Origin of the sequence: Dysgonomonas sp. GY617 (assembly GCF_015233815.1) — a bacterium.
Classification (GTDB): Bacteria; Bacteroidota; Bacteroidia; order Bacteroidales; family Dysgonomonadaceae; genus Dysgonomonas_A.
Map to the genome: position 1 here is coordinate 532063 of NZ_JADCLR010000021.1, position 26532 is coordinate 558594.

14 protein-coding genes are annotated in these 26532 nt (G+C 36.3%); 3 read left to right on the top strand and 11 right to left on the bottom strand.

What is annotated here, in order from left to right; translation table 11 throughout:
* Positions 1–216: 216 nt before the first annotated feature.
* Positions 217–1233 carry a pentapeptide repeat-containing protein gene (locus IR022_RS12280; RefSeq protein ID WP_194203903.1) on the top strand — a complete coding sequence of 339 codons (1017 nt, stop codon included), beginning with the start codon at positions 217–219 and terminating at the stop codon, positions 1231–1233.
* An 84-nt stretch (positions 1234–1317) separates the two neighbouring features.
* Here the strand turns inward: IR022_RS12280 and IR022_RS12285 are convergent, their stop codons facing one another.
* From IR022_RS12285 to IR022_RS12335, 11 genes are all read right to left on the bottom strand, one after another.
* The gene (locus tag IR022_RS12285) at positions 1318–2247 is read right to left on the bottom strand and encodes a hypothetical protein (RefSeq protein WP_194203904.1); all 930 of its coding nucleotides are present in this window, start codon (positions 2245–2247) and stop codon (positions 1318–1320) included.
* Positions 2248–2378: 131 nt separating this feature from the next.
* The gene (locus tag IR022_RS12290) at positions 2379–2891 is read right to left on the bottom strand and encodes a hypothetical protein (protein ID WP_194203905.1); all 513 of its coding nucleotides are present in this window, start codon (positions 2889–2891) and stop codon (positions 2379–2381) included.
* 50 nt (positions 2892–2941) lie between these two features.
* Positions 2942–4927 (bottom strand): DUF4954 family protein, encoded by a 1986-nt coding sequence (locus tag IR022_RS12295; RefSeq protein WP_194203906.1) that lies wholly within the window; start codon positions 4925–4927, stop codon positions 2942–2944.
* Between the two features lie 312 nt (positions 4928–5239).
* Positions 5240–7234 carry a glycoside hydrolase family 97 protein gene (locus tag IR022_RS12300; RefSeq protein WP_194203907.1) on the bottom strand — a complete coding sequence of 665 codons (1995 nt, stop codon included), beginning with the start codon at positions 7232–7234 and terminating at the stop codon, positions 5240–5242.
* Positions 7235–7285: 51 nt separating this feature from the next.
* Positions 7286–8521: a glycoside hydrolase family 71/99-like protein gene (locus IR022_RS12305; RefSeq protein ID WP_194203908.1), complete on the bottom strand. Its 1236-nt coding sequence runs from the start codon at positions 8519–8521 to the stop codon at positions 7286–7288.
* A 59-nt stretch (positions 8522–8580) separates the two neighbouring features.
* Positions 8581–10095 carry a RagB/SusD family nutrient uptake outer membrane protein gene (locus tag IR022_RS12310; RefSeq protein WP_194203909.1) on the bottom strand — a complete coding sequence of 505 codons (1515 nt, stop codon included), beginning with the start codon at positions 10093–10095 and terminating at the stop codon, positions 8581–8583.
* A gap of 35 nt (positions 10096–10130) precedes the next feature.
* The gene (locus tag IR022_RS12315) at positions 10131–13067 is read right to left on the bottom strand and encodes a SusC/RagA family TonB-linked outer membrane protein (protein WP_050709366.1); all 2937 of its coding nucleotides are present in this window, start codon (positions 13065–13067) and stop codon (positions 10131–10133) included.
* Between the two features lie 72 nt (positions 13068–13139).
* Positions 13140–14273, bottom strand: coding sequence for a hypothetical protein (locus tag IR022_RS12320; RefSeq protein ID WP_194203910.1), 1134 nt, complete (start codon positions 14271–14273; stop codon positions 13140–13142).
* A 113-nt stretch (positions 14274–14386) separates the two neighbouring features.
* Positions 14387–14917 carry a DUF5004 domain-containing protein gene (locus tag IR022_RS12325; protein WP_082204102.1) on the bottom strand — a complete coding sequence of 177 codons (531 nt, stop codon included), beginning with the start codon at positions 14915–14917 and terminating at the stop codon, positions 14387–14389.
* Positions 14918–15274: 357 nt separating this feature from the next.
* Positions 15275–16885: a DUF6377 domain-containing protein gene (locus tag IR022_RS12330; protein ID WP_194203911.1), complete on the bottom strand. Its 1611-nt coding sequence runs from the start codon at positions 16883–16885 to the stop codon at positions 15275–15277.
* 187 nt (positions 16886–17072) lie between these two features.
* The gene (locus tag IR022_RS12335) at positions 17073–21113 is read right to left on the bottom strand and encodes a hybrid sensor histidine kinase/response regulator transcription factor (RefSeq protein WP_194203912.1); all 4041 of its coding nucleotides are present in this window, start codon (positions 21111–21113) and stop codon (positions 17073–17075) included.
* A 276-nt stretch (positions 21114–21389) separates the two neighbouring features.
* Between IR022_RS12335 and IR022_RS12340 the strand changes: the two genes are divergently transcribed.
* A complete protein-coding gene (locus IR022_RS12340; protein WP_194203913.1) occupies positions 21390–24536 on the top strand; it encodes a SusC/RagA family TonB-linked outer membrane protein in 3147 nt (1048 codons plus the stop codon).
* 112 nt (positions 24537–24648) lie between these two features.
* The gene (locus tag IR022_RS12345) at positions 24649–26448 is read left to right on the top strand and encodes a RagB/SusD family nutrient uptake outer membrane protein (protein WP_242053232.1); all 1800 of its coding nucleotides are present in this window, start codon (positions 24649–24651) and stop codon (positions 26446–26448) included.
* Positions 26449–26532: the final 84 nt, after the last annotated feature.

The window sequence follows — 26532 nt, forward strand, 5'->3', positions numbered from 1 at the left end:
TATATATAGAGAAAGGCAGATTATCCAATAAGATAGTCTGCCTTTTTCATATTAGCGATCTACCTTAAAAAAGGCGGCATAGAGATGACTAAATGTATTTAATAGAATGTTTTTTAGTTATAACTAGCTATGATTGTTATACTTGTAAAAATAAAGAAATAGGTATGTGAGCTTAATTGATTATCTTTGTAGTCGAGATTGGTTTAAAAATAAGTTATGTCAAAGAGAGCAAAAACATTTTCAGCACTATTAGAAACAAATAAAAAAGCTATTTCTAAGTTTTATTATAAGTATATTTTCCTGATTATTATATTCGGAACTATTCTTCTTGGGATCATTTTCTATAAACTCGATGCCCACATTATGCTCTTTGGAGATACTACGGCTGCGTTAGGAGAATATGTGAGAACAGTAGCAACCGTACTTGGAGGTGCCTTGGTACTTCTCGGTTTGTGGATTAACAACCGAAGGGTGGCAGAACAGACGCGTCAGAATAATATTAATGAAAGAGGGCAGATTAATACTCGTTTTAAAGATGCTGCAACATTATTAGGTAGCGATAGTGTGAGTTCTATACTGTCGGGTATTTATGCTTTGCATCAAATAGCTCTTGAAACTTCTATCGGTGATAAAGGGCAAAGAGGCTATGTGAATATTATACAAGATATTTTATGTGCCTATGTACGAGAAAACACTGATACGATACAAAACGAGGAGAATGGAAAAGCTTGGCGAATAAATAAAAAGCCTACTATTGTTATTCAAACTATTGTTAAAGTACTTTTTAAGAATGATAAGCAGGTATATAGTAATTTGATGACCGATTTATCCGATTGTGTTTTTGAGGGAATCAATCTAGATGAGGCTCATATTGCGAATGTTGATTTTTCGCGGACTAAATTTATAAAGTCAAGTTTTAAGAAAACAGCTTTTATTGCATGCTATTTGGAAGACGCTTTCATTGATGATGTGGATTTCACTGATAGTAGTTTTGAGAAAACTGTATTTGACTTATCTCACATTAAGAACATCTCTTTTGCGAAATGTCGAATTATACAATCTGATTTTTGGGATGTGGTCTTTAATAAGGTGAGTTTTAAGGATGCAGTTTTAGATAATTTGGATTTTAAAGACGTGGTTTTGGAAGAGGATGTATATTTTGAAAACACAAAATTAGAAGGATATTCACCAGAAGAAATTAAAACAAAATCGAGCATCATCACAAAAAGTTAATATCTGAGTGTAGACATAAATAAAAAAGAAGGAACTTAAATTTAGTTCCTTCTTTTTTATTTATAGTTTATCTTATACTATTTATTATTTGATAATAAAAGCATTTTTTGCACTTAGCTTCTCTAGATTTTTACCTATGCGAACAGACGCTTTATCGATATCATTCTCGCTGCTAGCTCTACTCTTGTTGTAACGAGAACTGCATTCTTTCTCTATTTCTATCGGAAATTTGGTGTAATAACGTAATGTATCATATTTTGCTTGAAAATGTTCAGCATCACTGTTTACTAATTCTTTGAAACGACTGCGATACAAGTCTAAATATTTTTGAGCAGGTTCGCAATCAACAGTTATAGTATCAGCAACAAATACAAAAGGCTTTAAATCACTCAATTTATAGTTGCTTTGTTTAAGAGCGAAACCTTCAGGTAAATTTTCACGTCCTACATAGTTGTAAAAGTCATTCTCTCTAAATAGCTTTGATTGAGGGGCAGTCGTTAAATTTGATTCGCCTTTAGCAATTACAACTCCATTCTTATAGGGTTCGGTTATTCCCAGATGCCAGAAATATTCGTATTGTTCAATAAACAGATGATCACTGATTACTTTAAATGGAACATCTATAGTATCTCCTGGTTGTATCTCGAATGGGTGCATATAAGCAGTCTTTATTTTTTCATATTCTGCACTACCTTCTTCCTCTTTGCCTCTTTCGAAATATATTTCGTGGAAGAAAATATAATTACTTAATGTAGGGTTGATAACGCACCCTTGATCATTGGGCTTTACAAAAAATTCAATAGATTCTCCATTATATGCCAAAGAGTGTCTTCCTGCAGGTAATTCTACGGTTAGACCAGAACTGGCTGGCAGATCATAAACGATTGAGTCAATTTTTACCTGAATTGCGTTGTCTGTGGGATTATCCATCCAGAATTGTTTAGATGGTACTTTACTCGATGGGTCACAAGCTGTGAACAAAAGAAGAGTTACAATAAAATAAATAAACTTCATAATAAATATATTTAAAATGCGTGTTAGCTACACAAAAGTAATTAATTTATATTTATCATAATAGTCATCTACGAAAAAGCAGACTATCCTTATCGAATAATCTGCCTTTGTATGTATGATGATCAGAATTTCTATCTTTCAATATAGAACTTGCAACTATCAATATCTATAGTTTCTAATGGATTAAATAATTTTCCATTAAATTCTCCTTCTAGAATATTCCCTTTGATGTATAAACGATATTCAAAGTAAGTCAAATCATCATTGTACTTATCACTGTAATTTCCATACTGAGTAGCGTAATTGGTTCCTGGAGGAGAATAATTAAATGTTACACGATCTAATTTTGACTTTTTTGAAATATATATCGAAACTGCATTATTGACTATAGAAAATGTTTTATCAATATATCCTGTATAATAGATACCTAAAGTATCCCCTTCAGAATTTAAATAATGAAAGGAAGTTATTTCCTTTAACTCTGTTTCAATCCCATTATAATAAATATTGATATAGCCCGATTTCAAGTTTAAACTCTTATATGGATCTGTTTCCTCATTGTCATCGCTACTACATGAAGACAGTAGCAGACAGAACAAAGTCAACAGATAGATAATCTTATTTCTAGATCGTATGTCAGACATAGTTTAATATTTTATGGGTTAAGACCCAAAGTTAATCAAATATTGAACTCTTATAGACTCTTTGACAATCGTTCTATCATGTCTTCACCAAGCTTCGATTTTATCTTGATATGCTCTAGAACGGCTTCAACAAAAGAATTTTTCTCAAAAATACCTCTAACCTGTTCGAAGTCTATTTTCTGATCTTTTTTATCTCCGTCCATTCCAAAGCTGGTATGAGTAGGTAAAGAGAATTCTTTTCGGGCATCTTCGTAAATCATTCGATCTAGTTTAACTACTGCATCTTTCCATTTCTCAACAATAGTTATAATGTCTTTGGCTGTAATTGTTTCTAGAGAAAGGTTAAAGTACTCTTGAATTTTATCCCAAGCCCATGTCCATTCTAAAGAATAATAATCTTTGTGTAGTTTTTCGAAAACAGCATTTATATCTTCAATCTGAGTCAGTTTATCAGATTCTATATCTTCTATTAGTTTATCTATCTCGGTACTTGGAGCTAAAAGCCCTGCCAAATCTCGCCATTTATTTAAGCCTGCAGAACTATCAGGTTTCAGGTATTCTCTGATTTCTTCATCATTGGTACAAGGACAATTACTTAGTCGTGAAATGATAGAGTTACCCAAAAATTTAGTTATAGCTATGTCGTAATACTTCAAGCCACTACGTAACGAAGAACCTTTTATGCGACAACCTCTGTATGTGTAATGTACTGATGCCTCTCCACAAGTGCTTAATAGTTCGTTTAATACTTCAATGCCTTGAAACATCTTTTGGACTGTATAAGGGCTCAGGAGGTTGAAATTGATCTGATCCATTTTGTGTGGATCTTTTCTCTTATCACGTTTAGGGAATTTCTGAGCATCACGAATAGTTCCTACACTACGAAGATTAACTCCGGGTACAAGTACCGTTTCGTCATCATGCTCTATCAGATATGAGAATGGCATCTTAGATGTATCCGAATTCCGATAATGGCGACCCATAACCAAAGAGAATGCTCCTATTTTAGCTGGCCACAATATATATGAATCGCTGGCAGTTTTACCGCCTCTTTCCATTACCCCTTGATGAATAGGTCCCAGTTTATACATGTGATTACTTTGATTGGATCCCGATCCTGCATTCATAAACGAATACATTCCCGATATCAGCAAAGTAGATTTATGATGTGTTACGGTATAAGGACCTGCAAAAATAGCACAAGCCTCTCCATTCTCACCTTGACAATTGCTGAAGAAAAGCGAATCGCTTGCCGAATAAGTATGTCCTAATTGACAGGCCTGACCTACAAAGCAGCGGGTAAGCATGGTTCCGTCTTCCACGTGAGAACCCGAACTGATAATGAAGTCTTTCAGCATTACATTATAGCCAATATGTACAGGATCGTGTTCGTTACTATTGATAGTTCCGTTTTCGAGGTGGCATGTACTTTCTATGGTAGCATAGTCTCGTATGCGTACATTCTTGATAGTGCCAGTGTTTATTATTTTGACATTATTGCCAATAGTTCCTATGCTAGAGGTATTTTGTTGAGTATACTGTTTTACTATTTCCTGCATTTTATGAATTAATACGGGACGATGGCGATAGAATGACATGATGTATGCAAACGAAGCGCTCAGTTTATCATGTATAATAACTTCTCTACCTCCCGTTTCATTCAGAACGGTAACTTCTATTCCATTACCGAAAGACGATTCGTTATCCACATACATCAATTCGAGATTGTGAATAAATACATTATTGCCAATTTTATAATTTGCAATGTAATTGTTTACGTCTGAGATAAAGGTGTTGTTGCCTATTTCGCAATTGTGGAGTGTTACATTCTTGATTCCCGAGTGCTTCTTTATTCCTCCCGGAAGTGTAAATTCTTTCTCGTAGATTCCCAGTTTTATTTCTCCCGAAAAATTTACTTGACGAATATAAGCTGTATTAAATTGGTGGTGAACAGATATATCATTCCAGTTTTTGGCAACACATCCTTGATTTTGTAGCTCTACGATTTCAGATTCAGTTAATTTTCTATACGCCATGGTATATGTATTCTTTTTGTTGCTTTGACTAAATTGTAGCTAGCAAAAGCCTTTTATTATTATCGAAATAAGTACTTATTTTAGATATAAAACGATAATTGTAGAATTATATTATAGAAAATTGAGATTTTCTTTCTTTTTGAAATAAACTGTTAATATTCATTTTTTAATGTGTTTTATCAGGTGCTGAACTTGTGTATTGATTGTAAAAGGATAGCTAAAATTTAAAGATAAAAAAGCCCATGATTTGAGTCATGGGCTTTTTCGTTTATCTGCTATTATCTGACCTAAATTTTACGGAACATAGATTGATTATAGCTTAATTAACCTAATGGCTACTCCTCCGCTTGTTGCCAGTTTTGCATTTAAAACAGTTTCGGCTGTGACCTCCATTTCCTGAATCTCTACAGGGTATGGATTGTTTTTATAATCTGCACCTTCACCGTCTTTAAATATCGTTGCTTTATATTTTGCACCTTTATCTAAAAAGTTGAGAGGTAAACTAAAGTCTCTGCTGTTGGCATTGGTTATGCTTCCAACAAACCAGTTCTCAGAATCACGGTCTTTGCGTACTATGGTTAAATACTCGCCTATCTTGGCTTCGGGTACTATAGTCTTAGACCATGAAGTAGGGCAAGAGGTTACAAAATCGAAAGCAGAATTATTCTCGTAATTTTCGATCATATCCGAAGCCATCTGCAAAGGACTGAACAGTACTACAAATAAAGCAAGTTGTTTTGCTAATGTTGTTTGAACGCGAGTTTCAGGAAATACCTTATTGGTGAAATTGAAAGTTCCCGGAGTAAAGTCCATAGGTCCGGCTAATCCTCTGGTAAAAGGAAGAATAGTTGTATGTTCAGGAGGATTTCCACCATCTCTCGACCATGCATCGTATTCTTGTCCTCTGAATCCCTCTTGAGTCATTAGGTTAGGCCATGTACGTTGCAATCCTGTTGGCATGGCAGGCTCGTGATTGTCTATCATTACGTGATATTTAGCGGCTGTTTCAATCACTTTTCTGAAATGGCGTACGCCGTATTGACTACTATGTCTCTCTTTGTGGTCTAGTAAAGGACTTACATATCCTGTTTTTACTGCATTCACACCGTATTTTTGATATAGGGCAAAAGCACTGTCTAATTGACTCTCGTAGTTAAGAGTTGCACCACCAGTTTCGTGATGTCCTATTAGTTTTACATTTTTAGATGCGGCATATTCGGTTATCTCTTTCAGATTAAAATCTGGATATGCTTTTGTGAAACTGAATTTATCACCTTCTTTTGTCCAGTCTCCATCCCAACCGAAATTCCATCCTTCAACAAGTACCCCTGAAAAATTATGCTTGGCTGCAAAATCAATATACTTCTTGGTATTTTGAGTCGTAGCACCATGTTTAGGTCCTTGTGACCATGTATAATCTTCCATGTGCATCCCCCACCATATACCAATATATCTTCCTGGGCGAATCCACGAAGTGTCTTCAATCTTTGAAGGCTCATTCAGATTCAGCATTAAGCGTGAAAGAAGTAAATCGCTTGCTTTTTCTGCAATAATCATCGTTCTCCAAGGTGTTACGGAAGGTGCTTTTGTGAATACTTTTTCGCCCGTTGACCAAGGAGTCAGATAAGCTTTAAGGGTAGTAGTTCCGTTTTCGGGTGTAAGATTCAACCCTGCGTAATCAGTGAGATTTGCTTCATGAATACTCAAATATAACCCGTCTTTGGTTTCCATAGTCAGAGGAGTGCATACAGTATCGAGGCTGCTGACCGGCGATGGTTTATACAGGTTTTCAAAATACAATGTACTTGTGGGTATAGACCATGCTTTATGATCGCCTGCAAGAGCAAACTCAGTTAACTCATCCATAATGACGAAGTCCTTTAGATTCTCTTGTTCGGGGAATACATAACGGAAGCCGATGCCGTCATTGAATATGCGGAAAACCACCGAAAACTTGCGCTTCAATCCGCCGTTTTCGTGCACATCAACTGTCATCTCATTGTAGGTATTATCCACTGTGATTTCTTCGCCCCACGGTTGATCCCATTTTTCACTGAAAGACGAATGTTTGATGTCAGTAATTGTTACATCTTTTCCTAACTCGCTGTCTTTAAGAACAAATCCGAGAAAGGATTTATTAAGAATAGCTTTGTCTTTTTTATCGACTGTATAATATACCTTCCCGTTTTCCATTCCGGCTTGTAATCGGATGCTCCCATCCGGAGAACTAACTGAGGAGTTTTCTTTTCTTGCACATGAAGTCAAACAAAGGAAAACGAGAAGGATATACACTGGTAATTGTTTCATAATACTCATTATTTTAGTAAGGTCTTATACCTTTTTATTATTTATAGTAAGTTATTTGATGGATCCGACTTCATCAATCAGAGCTTTTGCTTTATCATTTTGTAGTGATACCAAATAATAAAAGGCTTGATTGAGACTTTTGAGCTTTTGAGCATCATTTTTATAAGTTTCTTTCAGAGAATGAAGGCTATAAATGTTTTCTAGAACAGATACATTATAAGACACTCCTGCAAAATTTTGCAATTCGGTAAGATAATTGTATTTGAATTCCTGAGTAGGTTCTATCATCGTTCCTTCACCAAAATCATTCCAAGTAATTAACTGTAAATAATCTACCTTTTTATCTTGAGCCATCTTTAATAGATTCTTAAAAGTAGCTCCACTCTCATGGTTTATGTCTGCTAGTACGCTTTCGCCCCAACCTCCTTCTTTGTAGAAATCATTAAATCCGGGATATGCTCCGCCCATCAATATCTCTTTTCCTGTATATTTAGTTTCCATTGGTGTTGCATCGACCCAAATATATTCGCCTTCTGCATTCTTTATGTCGCCTTCATTGGTTGTTCCGGCAGAGTGTGCGTATAATGTAAGGAAAGTAGGCTTTGTTTTCAGACCAGAAAATATAGAACTCCAATCAGCTGGTTTTTTTATTTCCTGAGGTCCAAAGACCATTAATAGAGGTTTGTTATTGATCTTTATATAATTGTCTTTACTGAAAAAAGTACTCTCCAAGTATTTCATATCGGCTTTGGCTTGAGTTATTTTTTCGGCATCTTGTAAGCCTTCTCTCAGAGATTGATCTTCGTATACTATGGCAAAACTTAATCCTACTTTATCCAATATCTTGACAATAGCTTCTGTATTGTTTTTTATAGATGGGTAATCCCATAGATTACGTGTACCGTTCCAATCTATTAATATACCATCTACTCCCGAATATTTCATGAGTAGGAGATGATATTCTATCACGTTTTCATCACCCGAAGCATAAGGTCCGATAAGCGGGTAATAGTGCGATGCTATTTCACGTTTGCCGTTAGTATCCACGTTGTCAGGATTTTTATTTGCCATTGTCCAATGTTGTCCCCATGTGCCATTATTGGTCACTTTAGTTTCGAACCAAGGCATATAATGCACATATAGCTTCATCGGATTGGTTTTAGTTACCGAGCCGGGACTCAACTCCTCTATAGGTTTTTCTTTTATAACCGGTAGATCGTCCCTTCCGCAATTGCTGAATATAAATAGGGGGACGAAAAACAAGACTGTTAATAGTGCTTTTTTCATTTTCTCTTTTTTATTTAGTAATAGTAGAGACGCTATAAACAGCGTCTCTACTATTATTTTTAATTATAATCAGGGTTTTGCTTTAGATTAGGATTCAAATCTAATACCGTTTGAGGGATAGGATACACACCTCTAAAGGCTGGTGTTACACCTTTTTCCCACCAAGGTTGGAAGAAAGTACCGAAGCGTATATTGGTGGTACGGCGAAGACCTTCAAACACAAACTCATGTTTCCATTCTGTATCCAGACTTTCTAAAGTGAGAGTTGTTAAGCTTGGAAGACCTGCTCTATTACGTATTTCATTTACATAGATAAGAGCAGTGGCTGCAAAGCCTAAACGGAAGTTAGCTTCGGCTTTCATCATTAGAATTTCTGCATAACGGATCAACACCCAATCATTATCTCGTTCCCACTGATCGTCGGCTTGTATTTGGTATTTGAATAAACGTGCTCCTTCGTTTTGCAGGGCATTGGTATATTTGGTGAAATCTTCAGTATATATCAAAGGGTTACCATTATCCATCATAACGGTAGCTCCCGTAGCAAGGTTCTTTTGTTCACCTATAAGTAATGAACCGCGTCTTACATCGTTTTCATCAAATGAAGAGTATAAACCCGGTTGGGCACTGATACCATTACCGCACCAAGGATAAGCTCCAGTGGTGGAGAATGCAAATCGTTGGTTGTAATGGAAGGTCATTGAAGCCAGATAATTACCTACTGTTCCTTCTTTATGATCGTAAGGAATAGCAAAAATAATTTCACGAGATGTTTCGTTCTTTGTCTTGAAACTTGTGAAGTAATCCGACTCAAGAATATAACCTGTAACCTTCTCACTTGCATTGATACAATCTTGCCAACGTGGTGTTCCTGTGTATACTTCTGCATTTAGATATAGACGAGCCAAAAGGCTGTTTGCTACATTTTGAGTAAAACCTCCGTAACGAATAGTTGAGGGGAGCTTATCTAAAATATCTTTCAATTCATCTTCAACAAATTTGAATACATCGGCACGTGACGATTTAGCAGGTAGTTCCGATTCTTCGAAGCTTGTAACAATGGGTACACTACCAAACTGATCTAGTAATTGATAGTAATAATAGGCACGTATTCCTCTTAGTTCGGCTTTTACGATAGCCTTATCATCATCGGTCAGATTCGATTTGTCTACCTGATAGATGATTGAGTTTACGTTTGCTATTCCCTGATAGCAGTATTTCCAAGCACTTAGTATCATAATGTTATTAGCATTCCATGTATGATATTGTATTTGTTGATAGCGTCCTCCATCATACCAGTCGGTTCCACGGGTTGGAATAGTTGCCTCATCTGAAGCGCATTCTTCGAGGAAAAATACGTATTCGCAAGTCGGGAAGCTTATAGTTCCCCCTTTATCCGAGTCGTTGAATCCTCTCAAGGTAGCGTAAGCTCCACCTACAATGGTTTGTATTTCGGCTGCGGTTTTACCGTAATCGTCGGTTGTGACTTTGTCATACAGTTTTTCGTCAAGATCGGTACACGATGTAGAGAAAAATGCAGTCAATACTAATATTGATAATATTTTTGTTTTCATGATTTATCTTTTTCAAAAGTTAGAGGTCTCAGACCTTAAAAAGCTACGTTTAAACCAAAAGAGAAAGTGCGTGGGCGAGGGTAGAAGTTGAAGCGGTCGATACCCGGAGACTCTAATCCGCTTGCATTCACCTCAGGGTCTATACCACTGTAACCTGTAATGGTAAACAAATTTTCGCCTGTTACATATAGTCTGACTTTGTTTAACCCTAAGTTCTTGAAATATTTTACTGTATAACCCAGAGTCAGAGTTTGCAGGCGGAAGAAAGAGCCGTCTTCAACCCAATAGTCAGAGAATACAGGGTCAGATTTAATGCCACTGGTTAAAAAATCGTCAGGTACATTTTGAGCAGGTAAACGGGTTGGATCATACATACTCATATAGGTTGCATTAAGTACTTTTTGTCCGAACATTCCGTATGTAGCAACACTCATATCGAAATCTTTATATGTTGCACTCATCGCAAAACCAAGGTTTACTTTAGGTTGAGCACTACCAAGATATTCGTCAATAGGTTTACCATCAGCATCGGTATTTAGTATATATTTTCCTTTTTCGTCAATACCTAAACATTTCGGACCATAGAATGCTCCTACGGGAAGACCCTCTTTAATTATTTGAGCATATACTCCCGATAGACCTCTTAAGCCATGAAGTGAACCCGATTTAAGTCCAGAATCCTGAAAAACATCATTTGACAGTTTATCTATGTTTTGTTTATTGTACGATATATTGAAGTTAGCATCCCAGCTAAAATCTTTCCCTTTCATAATATTACCGTTTAATGATAGCTCAACACCTTTGTTCGAAAGAGTTCCTACGTTTGCAAGCATAGTTCCTACAAGATTAGGTGGTTGAGGTACAGGATATGTCCAAAGAAGATCATTAGTCCTTTTGTAATAGACTTCAACAGTAGCATTTATTCTTCTGAATAATCCAAAGTCAAGACCAATATTGTATTGAGTGGTAGATTCCCATTTCAGATCAGGGTTTACGTTTTGAATCGGTGCATACGATTTTTTCCATGTTCCTGTAAGAGGATCGTAGTAAGAAGCTCCGTTAGCTCCTAAAAGTGATAATGATTTATACTCACCTATGCCATCCTGATTACCCGTAACACCATATCCTAAACGAAACTTAAGGTTATCCAACCAGTTTGATGTTCCTTCCATAAATGTTTCTTCTGATACTCTCCAAGCAAATGAAGCAGATGGGAATAATCCCCATTTGTGATTTTTTCCAAAACGAGACGATCCATCCTTACGTAAGGTGGCGGTTGCCATATATTTACTCTTGTAATTGTAATTGGCACGTCCGTAGAATGAAACTAAGCTCGATTCGCCCTTGTAGGAATATACATCTCCCGCACGGTAGTCTCCTCCGGCAGCCAGATTGTTATAAAGAAATGCATCTGTATCGAAACCTCTTCTGGTAGCACCAAATCCTTCGTATACATTTTTTAGATACGAATATCCACCAAGTACATTTAGTTTATGATCGGTATTAAATTGAGTATCATAATTTACGAATGTTTCTAATTGCATGGTCTTATAATCTTCGAGAGCTCTTTCTCCACGACCTTTTTCTGCCTGACCATCCATTACTGCATAGGTGGGTAAATAAAACCTGCGTTGACGAGAATTATATTCGTATGATGCGTTACTAGTTGCTTTTAATCCTTCGATAAGATTAACTTCTATTTTTCCATATCCTAGAAAACGGTGACGAGAATCATCAGCAAAACGATTGTTGTTTAATTCCACAGGGTTTTCGGTATTTGTACCACCAATAGAAGTGTAATTTCCGTTCTGATCTCTTACGGGTACAGTTGGGTTTAAGTTTGCAGCACGCTCAAATATACGTGTGTCGATAGGGTTCCAATTGTCAAAGCTACCAGTCATACCCATCTCTAGTTTTAGATGCCTATCTAATCCATATTGATGGGCTGCAAGACTTCCTGCTAGACGTTCGAGACCGCTGTTGTCTATTACTCCTTGACTATCCAAGTATAATAAAGAGGCACTGAATCCGCTATTTGCATTAATATTACTGAAAAATAAGTTGTGAGATTGTGTAATGGCTGTACGTTGTAGTTCTTTTTGCCAGTCGGTATCAGCACCATAATCTATTGCACTTGTTACATTATTATCTCTAACATAGCCTCTCCATTGGTTTGCTGATAGAAGATCCATATTTCTGGCTGCTGTTCCCACAGCTACAAATCCGTTGTATTCGATGCTGCGTTTTTCGATGCCGCTAGCTGCACGTGTGGTTGTAACGATAATAACACCATTAGCACCACGAGAACCGTATATTGCTGCTGCCGAAGCATCTTTTAATACGTCTATAGATAGAATTTCGGATGGTTGAACGGTATTCATATCTACTCCTGGTATACCGTCGATTACAACTAAAGGCGAATTACCGGCAGAAAGAGATGTTCCCCCTCTTAATCTTACAGTAGCTCCTACAGCAGGATCGCCGGAACCTTGTGCTACAGATAGTCCTGCTACTTTTCCTTGCAACAATTGTTCTGCTGAGGTAACAACTCCTTGTCTCAGATCATCCTGATTTACGGAGGCAATAGCTCCCGTTAGATCCGATTTACGCATCGTTCCGTATCCGATGCTTACAACTACGGCTTCTTTAAGAGCAATAGCATCTTCGGATAGAACGATTTTCATGTTTTTTTGAGCTGGTAGCTTTTGGCTGGTAAATCCTATATAGGATATCTCGAGTATACTGCCTGGAGGACATGTTAATGTAAAATGTCCATCTAAATCTGTAACAGTACCTTGCGATTTGCCCTCAACTTTTATACTTACTCCAGTTAATGGATCTTGTGTGCCATCTGTTACAGTTCCTGAAACAGAGATATCCTGAGCAAAAGCTTGTTGCCCCATCATAAAAAGGGCTAACAGGAATAGGAATGGGCTGAGGTGAAGTCTATATTTTTTATAATAAAGTTTCATGGTATTCAGTTTTTATGAAGGTCATAACCCTCTTTGTTGTTTTGTAGTAACATAATAATTAGGTCTGAGATCTTAATTTAAATCAGATAGTGGTACTAGAGGAATATCCGTTTTGAGAATTTCTGCACCATTCTTATCTTTTACGAGTAGGTTAATTTTATCAATAGAAGGCTCATTACTTAGAGACTGAAATAGGTTTATATAAGCTTTCATCTCATCTTTATTACCTGCGAATTCTCCTGTTAGGGTTTTACTGCCTGCAGTGATTGTATAGATTAATCCTTGACTATTCTTTTCATTATTCTTTCTTATTAATGTAAGAATATCGTATTGACTGAATTTTTGAGGAAAGAATGAGAATATCGGATCTAGTGGGATGGGTACTCCGGGAGCTAACATTACAAAATTTTTACCACCTTCGTTTGTTCCTACTTTTGCCCAATCTTTGGTTGGGAATAAAAATTCGATGTTCTCCATAACGAAATCTTCACCCACTCCATAATAATCGCGAGGAATAAAGTCTATTTTATAAATATTGTTACCAATAGGTGTTAGTTTTGTCTTTTTCACAAGGTCTGGGTTGCTCATATTTGCCTCTACGATAGCTCCTGCAGCAAAATTATTAAGACCACTATGAAAGAATATTTCTTCGCCACCCAATCCGGTATGCGCTCCACCAACCCATAGCTTTTCAGCATTAACAAGGATTGAAAGAGGCTCATCTATATAAAATTTCTCAGGGAAAATTTGTACTGCCTCACCCGATTCTTTAAACGTTTTTATGTCTCCTATAGACCAAGGAACTTGAACTACGTCACTTTGTTTTTCGTTTCCTTTGCCCTTCAATCGCATCCAGAAACCCGAAGAGGCTTCGATATCGGCGACCGTTTTACCGAAGTATTTGGTTGGGGTAAGCGTTTTCTTCCAAAGCATGCCACTCACATATTCTAGTTTGGCAAAGTCAGAAGAGTTATCAAAGTTTCCGGCATCAGGCTCAGAGGGCGACCATGCCCAGAGATAAAGGTCTTGTTTTTCAGAGAATCCTGTTCCTGTCATATCAAAATACCAGGTTACTTCCTGATCAAGGGCATATATTACCGGATATGTCCATACTTTTGCAGGTGCTCCCACTTCATCTGTTGCAAAGCTGTTTTTGGGGATGAGTATGGCTACAAAAGTCAATAATGCTATTGTAATGTATTTCATGGTTTTCATGTTTGATTAATGAATTAATTGAAAGTATTTCACGGCTTTTATCTAAACCCGAACAAACTATGGTTCTTATACGAGCCTAAGGAATAGAAAGGTTTCCTACCTTATTATTCTATAGCAGGTGATAATTGATATACATAAGAGACAAAAGTCACACCTTTTGCTTTACGTGAGAATTTAAGCTCCAAAACTCTGTTTGTTCCGGGCATAGATGTTATACTCAATATTGCAACTTGGGTTGTTTTGGCTGCATCAGAATATAGGTTGATGATACTTGCCGATCCGTCTGTATTCTGGAAAGGAAATTCGAGAGCCCAATACCCTTCGGTTGGGAAGAATTTGGGAGCAGTACCTCCTATCTTGTAATCAGTAGGCTGATTGTTCGGGTCAACATTCAAGTTGATAGTGAAAGTTGAGAAATCGAATTGATCGGTTAATGTAATTTCGGTAGGAGTCTGCGAGTTGGCTTTAGCTATTTCATCTACTTGTTTTATAGCTGTTACAGCCCAATTACCATTGACCTTTTCATAGATTGTAATAGGTGCGACAAATGATCCGTCGTCTGTATCGTTGCATCCTGCAAAGGGCAGTACAACGACCATTAGAAGGAAGACATAAAAATGCTTTAATGTTTTCATGGGGTTGAAAGTTTTATTAATAGATTCTAAGTATATAGTTAACGGGATGCATTCCTTATGAATGGGGATATGCTCCAATACAAATGTAAATTCTATTAGAACAAAGTGTCTGTAACTAATAGAATATATAAGCCATTTTGAAAGTGTGATATAGTAAATGTGTTGTTTGTTAGTGTTTTATGTTTTTGGTGGGTGTGTGAGAATATAACCGGAATATCATGAAAATATAGCTGTTGTTAGCTTTTTTTCAGTATCCGGAGTCTTGCAGATTTTAAAAATGGAGCTTTAAAATCACTTTATAATGAAATGTGGGAAGTTGTGTTTACTCCTTTCAAAGGAATAAGAAAGTCTGATATTTTAGTTAGTCTGAACTGTTTTTATTTCCATTATTTTTGACTCGAAAAGTTCGTTAGCTATAATGGATTTATTTTTCACTTTGGTTTTATAAGTGTTGATTGTATTTACCGAGTAATTGAGAAATTTGGCAATACGTTCGCTATCGTGGATACCCAAACGAATAAGAGCAAAAATACGTATTTCGGGGGTTAACCCTTTGCTTATATCCATATCAAGGATATCATCAGGAAGAAACAGTTTTTTGTATTCGTCTACAAAATCGGGGAATAGTTTAAGAAAAGTCTGATCGAAGGACGAATACATGTTTTCTCGTTCTTTTCTTAAATCTGATTCTTTAAGAAAAGAGCGTATATCTTCATATTGTCGGGCTACTATCTTTCGGTTTACTATTTTGTATATATGCTCTATTCGGTCTATATATTCAGAGTCACTATAAATAGATTGTGTTATATACTCATCTTTTATTTTGTTGGCTTCCATTAATTTACTATTCGTGGAGAGTAGTTTTTTATTTTGCTCCTGAATAGTATGTCGTGCCAGCCTCAGTTTTTTTACTTGTTTATATATAATAATGGTAGTAGCGAGCAGTAATAAAAATAGTAAAGAAATGATGAGAACAGAGCCTATCAATATATTACGCTGTTTTTCGACCATCTCGAATCGTTCTTTTTCTATAATAGGAAGAATAGAACTGATTGATATTTTACGATGTCTTGCATTATATAAGTTAGCATCCTCCATTGCCAAACGGACATATTTATTGGCTTTGTGTACATCTCCCGTCTCATATAGTAGATTGGCAAGATTGCGGAGTGCAACCGTTTCTTTGGTTGCCGATTTTATGTCTCCTACAGAAGCCTCTATCATATAATGTATTGCCTTTTGTTTATCTCCTAATTCTTCATATATAAAACCTAAACTAGATGCTGCAATGGCATAAATATGATCGTCAACGTCTTTAGATGACTGGGCTAATGGAAGAAACATATCTATTGCACCTTTAAAATCGCGAAGTTGCATTAATTTCAAACCCTTTATAGACCATAGTTCGGGCGAATTCGGCGGAGTATATACAATTGCTGAGTCGCAGTATCTGTTACCTTCCGATATATATTGGTTTTTGAAAGGTTCTACATTATTATAATCTGCCATATCAAAGTAGAGCCTTGCCAAAAGAGTATAATAATTCTTTTTGACATCTGTACAAGCATTATTTATATCTACGGAGTTCATTATATCCGAAGCTTCTTTGAAAAGTCCCGATGAGAGATAGCAAAAAGCAATATGCTCTTTTGCATCAATTATTTTGCATGAGTCTTTTAACGAGAGGGCAATATCAAGGCATTTATGTGCATATACGTATGCTGAATCGTATTTGTACGATTTGTATTCATTGAATAGCGAGTTGTAATAATTAAGTCTGTCGGTGTTGTCAGATAATGCAGATAGTTCTTTTTTTAGAGTATTTATTCTATTTTCTTTCTGCTGAATATATAAGTCTCTTTGCTCAATTAGTTTATCTAACTCTTTTGTTGAAGAGTCAGTTTGGGGAGACGCATATACAGTGGCGCATAATACTATAAAGCAAAAGACAAATGCCAGCTTCTTCATGTTGATCAATCTAAGTATTAATGATAACACATCATTTGGTATAAATACAAATATAATATTTTTTAATAAGACTAATCAGTCATTGTGTTAGATGCTCTTTTTAGACTAAATAAAAATATTGGGTGAAATATTTTAAAGCCTAAGTCATACCTATGTACTTCCTAAGCGTTAAAAAAACTCTAAAATCTTATTTATTGTCTGTTTTTTTATTCGTCTTGTTTCTTGTTTTTACATCCTCGGCTCTTTGCTCTCTATAATTTTTAGGTGTTATTCCGTATTTTTGAGAAAACATCCTGAAAAAATTACCTCTATTGTTGAAGCCTACTTTATAGATTATTTCTTCTATCGACATATTTGAGGTTACAAGTAATCGTTCAACAATCTTTAATCTATATTCTTTAATAATATCACTAGGGGTTTTATCTGTAATATTCTTCAATTTACGATACAAATGGCGAGTGCTTACCCCTAACGATGAGCTAAGGAACTCAACCGAGAGATCAGGATTTGATATATTCTCGTCAATGATTTTCATTATCTTTTCGAAAAGAGCTTTCTCATCCTTGTGTATAAGGCGTCCGTCTTTAAGATCAAATGAGCTGAAAGCCGAATTGTAGTATTCTTTGAGGTTTTCGTCACGTTGGAGGAATCGGGCTACTACTTTTTCGAGATATTCAATGTTGAAAGGTTTGGTAATAAACATTTCTGCTCCTGCTTCTATTCCTTTTACCTGCATCTCGGGGTCGTTCTTTGCCGAAAGAATAATTATCGGAATATGTACTAGAAATTTATCTGACTTTATGGTTTTAATCAGCGATATACCATCAATATCAGGTAATATCAAATCGAGAATAATTAATTCGGGTTGATCTTGTTTCAGATAATCCAATAAACCTTCCGACGAATTTAATGTCACAATATTGTATTTACCTTCAAAGATTTCAGAAATAAACCACAGCATCTCTGTATCGTCATCTACAATGACAACCGAGGGTCTATTCTTGTCATGATGATGTTCTTTCTGCTCAAATGTGATGGGGATATCTATAAATAACTTAAGAGGCTCTATACTTATAGTTTCCTCACTAGTATTAGTGGTGAGCTTAGGTAGCAATACTTTAAATTGAGTGGTCTCATTAGGTGTACTCTTTACTTGTATCTCTCCATTGAGTAGCTTAACCAAACTATGACAGATAGCTAGTCCTAGCCCGTTTCGGGAAAATAGACCATCTTGGCCTCGTTTTTCGAAGTCGTCCAGTACTTTATACCGATCGAAAATAGTCAGCAAGTTGTCTTCACGAATACCTTTACCTGTATTGGTTATAGAAAATACGAGAGTTTCCTTCTCTATTTGAAGATCTATTGTTACAAAACCATTTTGAGGGGTATATTTAAATGCGTTTGATAATAGATTGGTTATTATTCTGACAAAGCTATTCGAGTCACAATTCCAATAAATTCCCGATGGAATATTCATTTGATAATCAATCTCTTTATTTTCTGCTATCTCAAGAAACAGATCTGCTATGCTTTTTGTTGTTTCTGATATTGGCATCTCTTTTATTTCCAAAGGTCTGTTTCCTGAATCCAGGCGTCTGAATTCTATTAACTCCTGTATCAGAGTGTTTAGTTTTTCTACATTGCGTTGTATTAACGATGCGTATTTCTGTATATGAGAATCGGTATTCCGATGACTTATAATCTTCTCGCAAGGTCCATATATCAATGTTAACGGAGTACATAATTCGTGTGTGATATTCGTAAAGAAGCGCAACTTCGACTCGTATATTTCCTCCTTTTGCTGTTCGTTTAATTGGGCTATGATTGTGTCTTTCTTCATTTTAACCCATTTCAGACTAAGTCTGATAGAAAAGAAAATAAGGCTAAGTATAAGGATGCTATATATAAAATATGCAATATCGGTTCTATACCATGGTGGTGTTATCTTGATTGTGAGAGAGTAAACAGGGCTTTCTTTGCCAGTTATTCTATTTTTATATTTTACGGAAAGGGTGTATTGTCCCGGAGAAATACTGGTGAAGGAGATAGTATTAGAGTTACCGTTTTCTATCCAATTAGGGCTCAACTGATCTAGTTTATAGTAATATTCATAATTATTGCCATTTATATAATCAATTGCAGTAAAAGAAATAGAGAAGAAGTTTTGGCTATAATCGAGCTCTAATATTTCGGAATCTTTGTCTTGTATAAGAAAGTCTGATATATTGTAGCTTTTCCCGAATATAGATAGGTTGTCAAAAAATATGGGGGGAGTATATTCTTTTTCTGTAAACTCATTCTTAGTTATTGTAATAAATCCGTTTACACCTCCGAAGTATAATGTTCCCGAAGTTTCATCTTTGTAATAAGCTCCATCACTGAACTCAATGACGTCTAATTCGTTTTGCTGTTTGTAGGTTTGGAATGTTTTCTCAATTGTATTGAATTTTACAATACCCTGATTGGTGCTTAGCCATAGATTATTGTCATCGTCCTCGAGAATCCCATGTATTGTGTTATTGGGGAAGCCATTCGATTCATTATAAATCTGTTCTTTTCCGTCTGCCAGTCTGATTAACCCGAAGCTGGTTCCAAACCAATAACCTTTGTCGTTTTTGGCAATCGAAAATATATCGTTAAGAGTTTGATTGGTATAATCTTTATCAAACTGAAATGTTTCGTATTGGTCTGTGGTGGAATTCATCTTGAATAGGCCATAGCCTCTATTTCCGAACCAGATGGTAGAATCATCTTCTTTGTAAATCGTAAAGAAATAGTTGTAAGAGGTTTCCCCATTATTTACGGTTATCCATCGAGTCCTATTTATTGTTGGGGCATCCTTTGTGCCTCCTATATTAGCTTTTATAATGCCTTCTCCAACAGTTGCAATCCATAGGGTAGAATCGTTTGCTTCACAGATAGCATGTACATACTTTATGCGGCTGTCTTCGGCGGTAATTTCTACTTTTTTTATTCTATTTTCTTTGTACGAATAGTAATTTATCCCCTCATCGCTTCCTATCCATAAGATATTACGACTACTTTTGGCAAAGGCAAAAACCGAATTATCATTCAAATTACTGTTTGTGGATAATATATGTTCTTTTTTGCTATCCTTAATATCCTTGTTAGGATCATAATTGGGTATTTTTATAATACCATCACCTTTAGTTCCTATCCACAGAGAGTTGTCTTTATCTACGAAGAGCGATCTTACGGGCTTATTTATAGGGTAACTGAGAGTATTAAAGATGGTAGATTTTATAGAATATGCATCTATATAGTACATATATACGCCCTGTCCGTCTGTTCCCACCCATATAATATCTTGAAACTTGTCTTTTATCAAGCAGAATATTCCCGATTTAATATCAATCTGACTTACCGAATAATTATTTTTCTGATCGGGTATGTTTTTAAGATGGAGCAAACCGTTAGTTTTAAAACCAATGTAATAATCGTTGTTGTGCTTTATGATTGCCGAGATTTCTCCATTATCGTTAATCTCCTTTTCTAGGTCGTATATATAATATTTCTTTTTGGTAAGAAGATCATATTCGTATAGAATGTGACTCTCATCAACAAAGTACACAGAATTACCCTCGTTGAAGCAAGACGAAAGTTTCTTATCATGCTCAAAGAGATTAGCGGATTTCAGATTAATCTTTTTGCCCTTCTTCTCTATATAATAGGATTTGCTGTTACCATCATTTGTAAATATCCATAGTATGTTATTGTCATCTACAACTGCCTTTAAAGTTGATGAATAACTGTTTTCTAGGGGATATTTTATAAAACGATCTTCACCTTTCTTTAAATAATAGATAGAATTGTCTTCGGTAATCGCAAAAACATCGCCTTGGGGACTAGTGGCTAGCTTGCTTTTGCCTTTAAGTTCTTTATAGGTTATTACCGTTTTTTTCTTTTTATTGAACTGATCTAGTCCATAATTTGTTTGAACCCACGATATATCATCTCCTGCTTCTATTATAGATTCGATAAGGTTGCCCGATAGATTGTTTTTTCCATTGGTAGGTTTATATACGCGGATATTCAGTCCGTCAAACATATTTAGCCCATCGCATGAGCCAAACCACATGAAACCATTATTATCTTGGCTGATAGAGAGGATTGCACTATTTGACAATCCGTTTTTGCTCGATAACTGCCTAAGGCTGTAAGGTTTTAAATCTTGACAGAAGGTGAACGTGAATATAAAGAGAAGCATGTACGCTTTCTTTAAGCTAAGGGTTGTATGCATGGTAATAGAGGTTCTGGTTTATAAGGATAAAGCAAAAATATTGGAAATTTGTCGTAAAATGAAGCTTCAGATCGACTAATATAGATGAAATAGTCCGATTTTGGGACATTCTTATCTGTTTTTAAGACATTGTCTCTCAGGGGTTCTATCATGTCCGAAAATCAGACCAATTGGAGCTTAAATATATGATAAGTTTGGGTTCCAATTAATTTTTGTTAAACCTATCCTAATACCTAAAAAATTATGCATGTACATAAAAAGTACTTTCTAAGGCTGTGCTGGCTGGGTACATTATGTCTGATCTCTGGATCAAACGTATTGTTTCCTTTATCAGCAGAAGAACATATCTCCAACACTACTAGCATTTCTCAACAAGCGACTAAACGAAAGATAACAGGAATTGTTACCGACCAATCGGGTCCATTAGTGGGCGTAACTGTCACTGTAAAAGGTTCTACCATAGGTACTGTTACCGATTTGGAAGGTGTATTTTCTCTGGATGTAGAAAATGGACAAACTATTGATATATCGTACCTTGGCTATGTACCTCAGTCTATAAGAATAACCAATCAGACAAATTTAAATGTCGCATTGAAAGAAAATGCCGCAGTTTTGGATGAAGTTGTAGTTGTGGGATACGGAACTCAAAAGAAGTCCGATATTACCGGTGCTATGGTTAATGTAAAAGAAGACATAATCAGACAGGCTCCCGTAGCCAACGTAGCATCGGCACTACAAGGTTTGGCTGCAGGTGTGCAAGTGCAAATGGAGGGTGGAGATACTCGTCCGGGTGCTGTACCCAAAATTAGAGTTCGTGGAGAAAGATCGATTAAAGCAGATAACGATGCACTTATTGTTGTTGACGGAATACCTTTTGCAGGAAGTTTAAATGATATAAACAACGATGATATACAAAGTGTAAGTGTTTTAAAAGATGCTTCATCTACTGCTATTTATGGATCGAGAGGAGCTAATGGGGTTGTACTTATTACTACCAAACGTGGAAGTAAAGGTAAAATTCAGGTTTCCTATAATGGTTTTTATGGAGTGACCAGTGCTATTAAAAACTTCGATGTAATGAATAGTGACCAATTTATCAGGCTTAAACAATGGTCTCAATATAATGCAAACCCAGATAAATATACAGGAGTGGACGATCCTGAGTTGATGAAAATAGGAGTTGTTTTTCGCGATCAAGATGAGATGGATGGTTTTAATGCCGGAAATAATACCGATTGGCAAGATCTGATTTTTAAAAATGGTATCAGAACCAGTCATCAGATTTCATTGAATGGAGGTAGCGAAAAAACATCTTACAATGCTTCTGTCGGATACTTTAAAGGCGAAAATAATTATCGTGGGCATTCATTCGAACGTATGACTGCTAAGTTTTCTCTCGATACAGAAGTTAGCCGAATACTTAGAGTAGGGCTTTCGTCTTTGAATACATTTACTAAAACGAAGGGTGAAGATGTTAATCCTATGGATCAGGCATTGAGAGCTTCTCCGTTTACAACTCCTTATAATGATGATGGATCTTTGAGAACTTATTTACCCGGAAGTGGTCAGAATGTATGGAACCCCTTACTTGACGAACAAGAAGGTGCAGTGGTTGATGATAGAAAAACACTTTCGACATTTACATCGGGATACCTTGAACTGACTTTACCCGAAGGTTTCAAATACCGTTTTAATGGAGGTATACAATTGAGACAAAACAACAGAGGTGAATTTCTTGCCTCTAATACTACCCGAAGAATGGGTGCTTTAAATAAAGCATTTTCTCAAAATGAATTTATTCAAGATTATACAGTAGAGAATATCTTGACATGGGATCGCACTATAAATAAGGTTCACAATATTTCGTTTACAGGACTATTCAGTTACGAAGACCGTATTCTTGAAAGAAACAGCATAGAGTCTTTTGACTATTATGATGATAATGTACAGCATCATAATCCGGGAAAGGCACAAGGAGCAATTACAGGAGGCGGAACTTTTGATAAATGGAGTATCTTATCTTATATGGGACGTTTGAATTATAACTTTAAAGAAAGATATTTATTTACTGCAACAGTTAGATATGACGGATCTTCTCGTCTGGCAGAAGGAAATAAATGGCATGCTTTCCCATCATTGGCTTTGGGGTGGAATGTAATTCAAGAATCTTTCATGCAAGAAGTAGGTTTCCTTTCGGGTTTGAAATTACGTGCAAGTTGGGGTAATGTTGGTAGCACGGCGATTGATCCATATCAAACAATGGCTCGGTTATCTGATAATAAATATCTATTTGGCACAGCAGGAGTAATGGGAGTATATCCCGGTTCTGTACCCGATAAAAGCTTAGGATGGGAAAATACTGAAACATATAATATTGGTATTGACTTCGGATTTTTATCGAATCGTATCAATGGAACATTAGAGCTATATCAACAAAATACAACCGATTTATTATTACCAGTAAAATTGCCAGCAACTTCGGGCTATTCCAGTTCATATCTAACCAATCTAGGTGCAACCCGAAATAGAGGAGTAGAGTTCAATGTGAGTACTGTTAATATAAATGGTGATGGGCAGAATAAATTATTGTGGACTACCGATTTTAATATTTTTGCTAATCGAAATAAGGTCGTGGATCTGGGAGAAGGTGTTACTCAAATTCCAGATGAAAACTTGTATTTGGGTAGAGATCGTTGGGCCATTCTTTCTCTAGAAGCAGACGGCATTTGGCAGGACACACCCGAAGACAGGGCTTTGGCTGAAACATTTGGATATAAAGTATCGGGCCCGACTTCTGTTATTGGTAATGTAAAAGTTAAGAATCACCATGTTGATTATGAAGACGACGGAGTGACTCCAAAGGCCGAACAAAAGATTAATGACGATGATAGAGTATTCATAGGAAGAAGAGCTCCTAATTTTGAGGGCGGTATTAATAACCGATTTGCATTAAAAGGATTTGATTTAGCATTCTTATTTACATTCCGCGAGGGAGGAACTCTAACCTCGGATATGCATAATAGCTGGATGAATGAGATGAAAGGTTCGTACAACAACCTGAATGTTGATTACTGGACTCCCGATAACACAAGTGCACGCTGGCCTAAACCGTCTGCTGCCGAGGTGCCGAATAAAGGTTTATTGGCAAGATACAGTGCTTCATATCTGAAACTGAGAAATATTACAATAGGATATACCGTGCCTAAGAATCTTTCTACCAGATATGGTATACAATCGGCAAGAGTATATGCTACAGCTTCTAATCTTTATACATGGTTCGATTCTCAATATAAGAAAGATGGGGGTATAGATCCTGAGACAACCAGTACTATAAATCTTACAACACCTCCAACCAGAGCTTTTGTATTTGGACTGAACTTATCATTTTAACTCTATAAGTAACGGTAAATATTAATTTTTACATTTTACAACTATAACTATCTCTCACTATTATACTTACCAGAGTAACAAATTGGTCTGAGACCTTAATTGAAATATGAACATGAAAAAAATAATATATCTGATAGCAATATCCCTGATGGTAGGTTCTTTTACTGCTTGTGAAGACAAATTAGAAGAAGAGAACCACGCTAATACCACTCAGGATTTTATGAAAACCCCTAAAGGGTTTAAAATGGGATTGACTTCCATATATGGAACTTTGAGAACAATGTATGCTTATGAAGAGGGAATACATGGTTTGATGAATCCCGGAACGGACGAAATAAAGCCTAATATGGCAGGTAGTAACAGAACTACGCATATAGGTAATTATCACCTCGAAAGTTTTAATACGGATAATGAATTTCCTCGAAAACTGTGGAATGACTCGTATACTAATATCAATACACTTAATTTTTTAATAGAAAATGCTCCTAATGTTGATACAGGAACCGCAGATTTAACTCTTGCTGAAAGAGATCAGTTTCTAGCCGAAGCAAAATTCTTTAGAGGCTTCTTCTATTTTCTCATGGTTGAGCAATTTGGCGATCTAACGGTAAATACAACCTTCAATACCGAGCCTAGAACATCGGCTGTACGTGAAGATATGCTTTTGGCGTACGATGTAATTATTGCTGACCTCGAAGATGCAGCTAAAGGATGTTCGCTTAGTCCTCAGCAAAATAGTTTACCTTCGGGACGTGTTTCGGCTGCTGCTGCACGTCACCTGTTGGGTAAAGTTTATTTGACATTAGGATGGGTATATGACAAAGATGCCTCTAAGTATCCCAATAATCCGCATAATAAATATTACAACCCATCGAAAGCTCAGGAATACTATCAAAAAGCATACACAACATTGAATGGTCTTATAACTGATGCTCCCGGACTTGGAATTTCTCTCATGCCCAAATTTGCAGACGTGTTTGATGAAAACAACGATGCACCATCAGGCAAAAACAAAGAAGAATTATTTGTTGCACGTATGGATTGGGATGATGACAATGTTTATGGTGGACGCACAACCCTGAACCATTATTTTGTAAACGGATACGATGCTTATCTGGGTGAACGTAATATAAATGACGGTCGTTCTTATTCGTGGAACAACCCCAATACTTATACTTATAACGCATTCAATAATAGAGATAAAGACACTCGTTATCAAGGTACATTCCAAATGGTGTGGTTTGCAACTAAAAAGCAAAACGGAGGAGCCATATCATATAATATTAATGGTGTAAAAGAATCTTTTGATTGGAAATTGACCACTATTGGAGATACTGCTATCTATTATCCCGGTTATAAAATGTCAGCCAATGACATAAAAGCTCGCACTCAACATAGAGGAGACAAGAACCAGTACATAATTTTCACTCCTGATGCTTATAACGGTACAGGTATTTTCCCTACAATAACAAAGTTCTTAGATAGAACCCGCGCTGTACCCAATGACAATTCAGATCGTTCTTACATTATTTACCGTTTGGCAGAAACCTATCTGTTGGCTGCGGAAGCTGCATATAAGTTGGGAAATAATGCAGATGCAGCTAGGCATATAAATGTTGTACGTGAGCGTGCCCGTAATAAAGAAAAAACTGTTGCAGGAGCTTTAGATGTAAAAGCGTCTGATATAACGCTTGATTTTATTCTGGAAGAAAGAACACGTGAACTTTTGGCTGAACATTGCCGCTGGGCAGATCTAGCGAGAACCGGAACCTTGTTGGAAAGAGTAAGAAAGTATGGAGAGGGGAATGCTCCGATAAATATACGTGAGAAGCATATACTTCGTCCTATACCCAAGCAACAAATAGACAGAGTTACCACGGGTACACCATACCCTCAAAATCCGGGATGGTAAGGTCTCGCACCTTTTTATTGGCTTCGCTAAATGTGCTTTGTCTATTGAAGCATGCCAACAACTGTTAGCCCTGCTTTGAAATGT

What these genes read in the sequence shown, in the direction of transcription:
- IR022_RS12340 (WP_194203913.1), top strand. Translation starts at nt 21,390, where the DNA reads ATGCATGTACATAAAAAGTACTTTCTAAGGCTGTGCTGGCTGGGTACA.
- IR022_RS12320 (WP_194203910.1), bottom strand. Translation starts at nt 14,273, where the DNA reads ATGAAATACATTACAATAGCATTATTGACTTTTGTAGCCATACTCATC.
- IR022_RS12280 (WP_194203903.1), top strand. Translation starts at nt 217, where the DNA reads ATGTCAAAGAGAGCAAAAACATTTTCAGCACTATTAGAAACAAATAAA.
- IR022_RS12285 (WP_194203904.1), bottom strand. Translation starts at nt 2,247, where the DNA reads ATGAAGTTTATTTATTTTATTGTAACTCTTCTTTTGTTCACAGCTTGT.
- IR022_RS12335 (WP_194203912.1), bottom strand. Translation starts at nt 21,113, where the DNA reads ATGCTTCTCTTTATATTCACGTTCACCTTCTGTCAAGATTTAAAACCT.
- IR022_RS12305 (WP_194203908.1), bottom strand. Translation starts at nt 8,521, where the DNA reads ATGAAAAAAGCACTATTAACAGTCTTGTTTTTCGTCCCCCTATTTATA.
- IR022_RS12290 (WP_194203905.1), bottom strand. Translation starts at nt 2,891, where the DNA reads ATGTCTGACATACGATCTAGAAATAAGATTATCTATCTGTTGACTTTG.
- IR022_RS12315 (WP_050709366.1), bottom strand. Translation starts at nt 13,067, where the DNA reads ATGAAACTTTATTATAAAAAATATAGACTTCACCTCAGCCCATTCCTA.
- IR022_RS12325 (WP_082204102.1), bottom strand. Translation starts at nt 14,917, where the DNA reads ATGAAAACATTAAAGCATTTTTATGTCTTCCTTCTAATGGTCGTTGTA.
- IR022_RS12310 (WP_194203909.1), bottom strand. Translation starts at nt 10,095, where the DNA reads ATGAAAACAAAAATATTATCAATATTAGTATTGACTGCATTTTTCTCT.
- IR022_RS12330 (WP_194203911.1), bottom strand. Translation starts at nt 16,885, where the DNA reads ATGAAGAAGCTGGCATTTGTCTTTTGCTTTATAGTATTATGCGCCACT.
- IR022_RS12300 (WP_194203907.1), bottom strand. Translation starts at nt 7,234, where the DNA reads ATGAAACAATTACCAGTGTATATCCTTCTCGTTTTCCTTTGTTTGACT.
- IR022_RS12345 (WP_242053232.1), top strand. Translation starts at nt 24,649, where the DNA reads ATGAAAAAAATAATATATCTGATAGCAATATCCCTGATGGTAGGTTCT.
- IR022_RS12295 (WP_194203906.1), bottom strand. Translation starts at nt 4,927, where the DNA reads ATGGCGTATAGAAAATTAACTGAATCTGAAATCGTAGAGCTACAAAAT.